Genomic DNA, 7550 nt, shown 5'->3' on the forward strand with positions numbered 1-7550 from the left:
TGTGGCTCAGTCCGCCCGACGCGGGGGAGACGCTCCGACGGCTCGGCGCCAGACGCACGGTCAAGACGCGCCAGAATGGCGCGGATCCTCCCCGCCGACGCCGAAACGAAACGTCTGGCGCGGCCTGCTAACGCGGCCCCTGCGCCTCGGCCGGGCGCCAGCGGTCGAGCTCCCGGTCGATCGCGCCCTCGGTGCCGCGCAGGAATTCCGCCGCCGGCAGGCCGGGGGCGAGGGCGGCGAGGTAGCTCACCACGATGGTGCCGGCCCGGGTGGCCGCGCCCCGGGGCCAGAACAGGCCCGAATTCACCGCCACCGGCACCACCGGCAGGCGCAGCCGGCCGTAGAGCAGCTCGACGCCGCGCTTGAACTGCAGCGGATCGCCGGCCCGGCCCCGCGTGCCCTCCGGGAAGATCAGCACCGAGCGGCCCGCCGCGACGGCGGCCTGGCTGCCCTCGATGATCGCCCGCAGGGCCTGCGTGCCGTTGGCGCGGTCGATCACGATCATCGGCGAGCGCCGCAGGAACCAGCCGACCACCGGGATCGCCAGCAATTCGCGCTTGGCCACGATCGCCACGTCGGGGACCAGCACCAGGAAGGCCAGGGTCTCCCAGGTGGATTGGTGGTTGGCCACGAGCAGGCAGGGCTCGGCCGGGAGGTGCTCGCGCCCCTCCTCGACGTAGCGCAGGCCGACGATCCGGTGCAGGCCCGCCAGGACCCCGCGCGCCCAGAGCCGCGCCGCCGTGCGGACCGGCCGCGCCGGCGCCCCGGCCAGGGCCAGGACCGCCAGCGGCGCGACGAACAGGGCCGTCCAGGTGGTCCAGTACGCGACGAACAGGAGGGAGCGGGTGTGCGCCAAGATCGGGCCTCACATAGGGCCCGGGGCGGGGCGGGTCATCGGCATAGCGCCTCGCGGATCGCGGTGCACGGCAAATTCAGCCGGACCGGAAAGCCGCGGGCGCCATCATCGGCGGGCGATGACCACTAACGCGCTGGGCCATCCACCGATCCGTCATCGGCTCCGCGGTTCGAGCGGCCGAGACGCGGCGTCGCCCTCCGGAGGCGCGGAATGGGTCGGGCTCTCGGGACAGGCTCGGCAATCGACCGCGCCGAATCCGCGAACGGTTGCCGCCGCGCGGCGTTATCGGAGGGTTCGGCGCGCGGGCGCGGGCGCGAAGGAGACCGGGTTGGCCAGGGTGACGGGGCGTGCGGGTGACGGAGGCGCTCTGTCGGACGAGCGGGGGACCGGGCCGCTGTTCATCGCGGGCGGCGGGGCGACCGGCGCCGTCATGCGGGCGTTCGACTGGTCGTCCTCGACCCTTGGTCCGCCGCAGGACTGGCCCCAGTGGCTGCGCGCCGCCGTCAGCCTGATGCAGGGATCCGGCTTCCCGACGTTCGTGGCCGCGGGGCCGGAGCTCAGCTTCCTCTACAACGACGCCTACGCGGGCGTCCTCGGCAGCAAGCACCCGGCCGCGATGGGCGCGCGCTTTCGGGACATCTGGGCGGAGGTCTGGTCCGACATCGAGCCCTACGTCGAGGCCGCGATGGCCTGCGAGGCGACCTGGATCGAGAACCTGCCCCTGGTCATGAACCGCCACGGCTACGCCGAGGAGACCTGGTTCACCTTCTCCTACGCGCCGCTCCGGGACGAGGCCGGCGCGGTGGCCGGCGTGTACTGCACCTGTACGGACACGACCGCCCGGATGCGGGCCGAGACCGCCCTGCGCGAGAGCGAGGCGCGGTTCCGCAACATGGCCGACCACGCCCCGGTCATGATGTGGATGACCGGGGCCGACGGGGCCTGCACCTACCTCAACCGGCGCTGGTACGAGTACACCGGCCAGACCGTCGCGGAGAGCCACGGCCTCGGCTGGCTCGACGCGGTCCACCCGGACGACCGGGACGCCTCGGGCCAGGCGTTCCTGGCCGCCAATGCCCGGCACGGCGAATTCCGGATCGAGTACCGCCTGCGCGGCGCCGACGGCCGCTACCGCTGGTTCATCGACGCGGCCCAGCCCCGCCTCGGGGCGGATGGCGGCTTTCACGGCTATATCGGCTCGGTCACCGACATTCACGACCGCAAGGCCGCCGAGGAGCGCCTGGTCGAGACCACGCGCCGGCTCGACGCCATCCTCAACAACACCTCGCAGGCGATCTTCCTGATGGATGACCGCCAGCACTGCAGCTACATGAACCGCGCCGCCGAGACGCTCACCGGCTTCGCCCTGGAGGAGACCGAGGGCCGCGCCCTTCACGACGTGGTGCACCACACAAGGCCGGACGGATCGCCCTACCCGCTCTGCGAATGCCCGATCGACCAGGCCTTCCCGGAGAACGAGCGCGAGCAGGGCGAGGAGGTCTTCGTCCACAAGGACGGCTCGTTCTACCCCGTCGGCTTCACCGCGAGCCCGATCCGGAACGAGCGCGGCGAGGCGATCGGGACGGTCATCGAGGCGCGCAACATCGAGGGGGAACTGCGCGCCAAGGCCGCCCTGGAGGCGTTCAACGCCACCCTGGAGCGGCGCGTCGAGGAGGAGGCCGCCCGGCGCGAGAAGGTCGAGGAGGCCCTGCGGCAATCGCAGAAGATGGAGGCGGTCGGCCAGCTGACCGGCGGCATCGCCCACGACTTCAACAACCTGCTCACCGGGATCTCGGGCAGCCTGGAACTGCTGCAGACGCGCATGAGCCAGGGCCGGATGACCGACCTCGACCGCTACATGACCGCCGCCCAGGGGGCGGCCAAGCGCGCGGCGGCGCTGACCCACCGCCTGCTCGCGTTCTCGCGCCGCCAGACCCTCGACCCCAAGCCCACCGACGTGAACGCCCTGGTTCACGGCATGGAGGAGCTGGTCCGCCGGACCGTCGGCCCGTCGATCCATATCGAGGTGGTCGGTTCCGCCGGCCTGTGGCCCGCCCTGGTCGATCCGGGCCAGCTCGAGAACGGGCTCCTGAACCTGTGCATCAACGCCCGCGACGCCATGCCGGAGGGCGGGCGCATCACCATCGAGACAGCCAACCGCTGGCTCGACGACCGCGCCGCCCGGGAGCGGGACCTGCCGCACGGCCAGTACCTGTCGCTGTGCGTCACCGATACCGGCACCGGCATGACCCCTGAGGTGATCGCCAAGGCGTTCGACCCGTTCTTCACCACCAAGCCGATCGGCCAGGGTACCGGGCTCGGCCTGTCGATGATCTACGGCTTCGCCCGGCAATCCGGCGGGCAGGTGCGGATCTATTCCGAGGTCGGACAGGGCACGAGCGTGTGCCTGTACCTGCCGCGCTTCCACGGCGACCTCTCCGCCGCGGTGCCGATCCAAGATGCCGCCGCGGTGCCGCGGGCCGAGCAGGGCGAGACCGTCCTCGTCATCGACGACGAGCCCTCCGTGCGCATGCTGGTGACCGAGATCCTGGAGGATCTCGGCTACAGGGCGATCGAGGCCGCGGACGGCCCGTCCGGGCTGAAGGTCCTGCAATCGGACGCGCGCATCGACCTACTGATCACCGATGTCGGATTGCCCGGCGGCATGAACGGCCGGCAGGTGGCGGATGCCGCCCGTGAAACCCGTCCAGGTCTCAAGGTGTTGTTCATCACCGGCTATGCCGAGAACGCCGCGGTGGGCAACGGCTACCTGGATGACGGCATGCAGGTGCTCACCAAGCCGTTCGTGATCGAGGCGCTGGCCGCGCGCATCCGGGACATGATCGAGCCGTGAGGCTCGCGCGTCGCCGCGCGGGCCTGCGGAAGGCCCGGCTGCGTCGCTGCCGGCACTGTGACAAGGGCCGGCGCGGCCGCTACCGTGACCGCCGCGCGGGCGGGGCGTCGATTGTGGGGGCATGTTGAGCGAGCCGATGACCGACACCGCCACGGCGTTCCCGGCCAGCCCGGCGCCGCGGATCTCGACCGGCATTCCCGGCCTGGACGACATCCTCTGCGGCGGCCTGACGCCGAGCCGCCTCTATCTGCTCGAGGGCACGCCCGGGACCGGCAAGACCACCCTGGCGCTCCAGTTCCTGCGCGAGGGCGCGGCCCGCGGCGAGGCGACGCTCTACGTCACCCTGTCCGAGACCGGCCAGGAACTCCGCTCCTCGGCCGCGACCCATGGCTGGTCGCTGGACGGCATCGAGGTCTACGAGCTCGTCAACGAGATGGGGCTCGATCCCGACAGCGAGCAGTCGATCCTCCATCCGTCCGAGATCGAGCTCGGCGAGACCGTCCGGGAGGTCATCGCCCGGGTCGAGGCGCTCAAGCCCGAGCGGGTGGTGTTCGATTCGCTCTCGGAGCTGCGCCTGCTCGCCCAGAACCCGCTGCGCTACCGCCGCCAGATCCTGGCGCTCAAGCAGTTCTTCGCCAAGCGGGCCTGCACCGTGCTGATGCTCGACGACCGCACCTCGGAGACCGGCGACCTGCAGCTCCACAGTATCGCCCACGGGGTGATCTCTCTGGAACAGAGGCTGCGCGATTTCGGCTCCGAGCGGCGCCGGCTGCGGATCATCAAGATGCGCGGCATCAAGTACCGGGGCGGCGACCACGATTTTTCCCTGGAGACCGGGGGCATCCGGGTGTTCCCGCGCCTGGTCGCCGCCGAGCATCACACGCCCTTCGACGCGAAGGCGCGCTCCACCGGCACGGGGGGCTCGACCTGCTGCTCGGCGGCGGGTTGGTGCCCGGCACCAACACCCTGCTGCTCGGCCCGTCCGGGGTCGGCAAGACGACCACCGCCATCCGCTGCATGCTGACGGCCCTGGAGCGGGGCGAGACCGCGACCTACTACCTGTTCGACGAGGGCCTCGCGACCCTGCTCACGCGCGCGGCGACCCTGGACATGGATTTGGCCCGGCATCTCGAGACCGGGCGCCTGACGATCACCCGGATCGATCCGGCCGAGCTGTCGCCGGGTGAGTTCTCCAGCATGGTCCGGCAGGCCGTGGAGGAGCGCGGGTCCGGCTTCGTCGTGATCGACAGCCTGAACGCCTATCTGCACGCGATGCCGGGCGAGGAGTTCCTCATCCTGCAGATGCACGAGATGCTGAGCTACCTGAACCAGCAGGGGGTCACGACGCTGCTGGTCCTGGGGCAGCACGGGGTGATCGGCGAGGTCCGCACCGATATCGACCTCAGCTATCTCAGCGACGCGATCCTGCTGTTCCGGTTCTTCGAGGCCAGGGGCCAGGTCCGCACGGCCCTCTCCGTGGTGAAGAGCCGGGTCAACGCGCATGAGCGCACCATCCGCGAGATGCGGCTGTCCGCGCACGGGATCCAGGTCGGCGAGGCCCTGACCGATTTCGAGGGCGTGCTCACGGGCCTGCCGTCGTATCGCGGCGCGGTGGCGATGCTGGCCGGCGGCGCCCGGTGACTGCGTCGTCGGCGCAGGACGAGGCGCGAATCCTGATCCTGGCGCCGCGCGGCCGCGACGCCGCGGTGGCCGAGCAGGTGCTCGGCCGGGCCGGCACGCAGGCCGCCATCTGTGCCGATCTGGCCGGCTTGATGGACGCGCTCCGGGCCGGGGCCGCCGCCGCTTTGGTCACCGAGGAGGCCCTCGGGGAGACCGGGCCGCCGGCCCTGTTCGCGTGGCTCGATGCGCAGCCCGCCTGGTCGGACTTCCCGTTCATCGTGCTGGCGACCCGCCAGCTCGGGCACCGCTCCCCGCGGGCGTCCCAGCTGCTCGCCCGGCTCGGCAACGTGGTCCTGCTGGAGCGCCCGATCAACGCCGAGACCCTGGTCAGCGCCACGGCCGCCGCCCTGCGGGCCCGCCGCCGCCAGTACCAGGCGCGCGAGCGGCTCCTGGAGCGCGAGCGCGACCGGGAGCAGCTCCGGCTCGCCAACGAGGGGCTGGAGCGGCGCGTGACCGAGCGGACCCGGGAGGTCGAGACCGCCCACGAGACCCTGGCCTTCGCCCTCGACGCCGCCGGGATGGGATCCTGGGATCTCGATTACGTCACCGGTGCGTCCCGGCGCTCGCCGCGCTTCGACACCGTCTTCGGCTACGACGCGCCGCAATCGTTCTGGAACCGCGAGACCTTCCTGGCCCATGTCGCCGACGAGGACCGCGCGGGCGTCGAGCGGGCCTTCTCGACGGTCGGCCAGACCGGCCAGCTCGACCTCGAATGCCGCATCCGCCGGGTCGACGGGGCGGTGCGCTGGATCGCCCTGCGGGGGCAGGTCAAGTACGACGCCGCGGGCACGGCGACCCGGATCGCCGGCATCCTGATGGACCGCACCGACCAGCACGTCACCGAGGAGGCCCTGCGCCAGGCCCAGAAGATGGAGGCGATCGGCCAGCTCACCGGCGGCGTCGCCCACGATTTCAACAACCTGCTCACCGTCATCGTCGGCGGCCTCGACATGGTGCTCCGGCGGCCGGAGCAGGTCGACCGTGTGAAGCGGCTCGCGGAGGCCGCCATGGGCGCGGCCCGCCGGGGCGAGCAATTGACCCAGCAGCTCCTGGCCTTCTCGCGCCGCCAGATGCTGCGGCCGCAGACGCTCAACCCCAACCGCCTGCTCCTCGATTTCCGGCCGCTCGCGGAGCGGGCCGCCGGCGGCGCGGTGGAACTCGCCTTCGACCTCGACCCGGCCCTCGATCCGATCCGCATCGACCCGGCGCAGTTCGAGGCCGCGGTCCTGAACCTGATCGTGAACGCCCGCGACGCCATGGAGGGCACGCCCGGGCACACGCGGATCGCCGTGACCAGCCGCAACGTCCATCTCGGCACCGGGGCCGTGGCCGAAAAGGCCGTGGCGCCGGGGCCCTACGTGCTGGTCTCGGTGACCGATACCGGCGCCGGCATCCCGCCGGACAAGCTCCAGCGGGTGTTCGAGCCGTTCTTCACCACCAAGGAGGTCGGGAAGGGGACCGGGCTCGGGCTCAGCCAGGTCTACGGCTTCATCCGCAGCGCCAACGGCTTCGTCGATATCGCCTCCGCGGTCGGGGCCGGCACCACCGTGAACCTCTACTTCCCGCGCTCCACCGACCCGGCCGACGAGGAGACCGGGGCCGGCGCGCTGCGGACGATCCCGTTGCGCCGCGCCGGCGAGGGCGAGACCGTGCTGCTGGTCGAGGATGACGAGCAGGTGCTCGGCATGGCGGTGGAGAGCCTGGAGGAGCTGCGCTACCGGGTCATCATCGCCCGCAACGCCGCCGAGGCCTTGGCGCATCTCCGGGGCGTGGAGCGCATCGACATCCTGTTCTCGGACGTGGTCATGCCGGGCGGCATGAACGGCTCGCAGCTCGCCGTCGAGGCCCAGCGGGTGCGCCCTGGGATCAAGGTGCTGCTCACATCGGGCTACGTGGCCAATCTCGACGAGGGCCAGATGATCGGCCACGGCGAATTGCCGGTCCTGAACAAGCCCTATCGCCGGGACGAACTCGCCCGGTCTTTGCGCTTGGTGCTCGGGGGCGAGGGCCGCTGAGCCCGAACGCAGAAAACCCGGTCCGCGTTGGGCGGGCCGGGTTCGTGAAGGATCGCATAGTCGAAAGAGATTTGGTTGCGGGGACAGGATTTGAACCTGTGACCTTCAGGTTATGAGCCTGACGAGCTACCGGGCTGCTCCACCC

At 71.5% G+C, this 7550-nt stretch carries 3 protein-coding genes and 1 pseudogene; 3 read left to right on the top strand and 1 reads right to left on the bottom strand.

Annotation, left to right across the window (positions count from 1 at the left end):
- Positions 1-127 precede the first annotated feature (127 nt).
- Entirely contained in the window at positions 128-856 is a 729-nt protein-coding gene (locus MKL11_RS18245; RefSeq protein WP_243945894.1) for a lysophospholipid acyltransferase family protein, read from the bottom strand.
- 430 nt (positions 857-1286) lie between these two features.
- Between MKL11_RS18245 and MKL11_RS18250 the strand changes: the two genes are divergently transcribed.
- From MKL11_RS18250 to MKL11_RS18260, 3 genes and pseudogenes are all read left to right on the top strand, one after another.
- Positions 1287-3710 carry a PAS domain S-box protein gene (locus MKL11_RS18250; protein WP_243945902.1) on the top strand — a complete coding sequence of 808 codons (2424 nt, stop codon included), beginning with the start codon at positions 1287-1289 and terminating at the stop codon, positions 3708-3710.
- A 136-nt stretch (positions 3711-3846) separates the two neighbouring features.
- A pseudogene (locus MKL11_RS18255) lies at positions 3847-5351 on the top strand (ATPase domain-containing protein).
- Positions 5348-7405, top strand: a complete 2058-nt coding sequence (locus MKL11_RS18260) for an ATP-binding protein (RefSeq protein WP_243945896.1) — start codon at positions 5348-5350, stop codon at positions 7403-7405. Before MKL11_RS18255 ends, MKL11_RS18260 begins: the two are co-directional and overlap by 4 nt.
- Positions 7406-7550 lie beyond the last annotated feature (145 nt).

The organism is Methylobacterium sp. J-077 (assembly GCF_022829365.1).
In the GTDB taxonomy this organism is placed as follows: Bacteria; Pseudomonadota; Alphaproteobacteria; order Rhizobiales; family Beijerinckiaceae; genus Methylobacterium.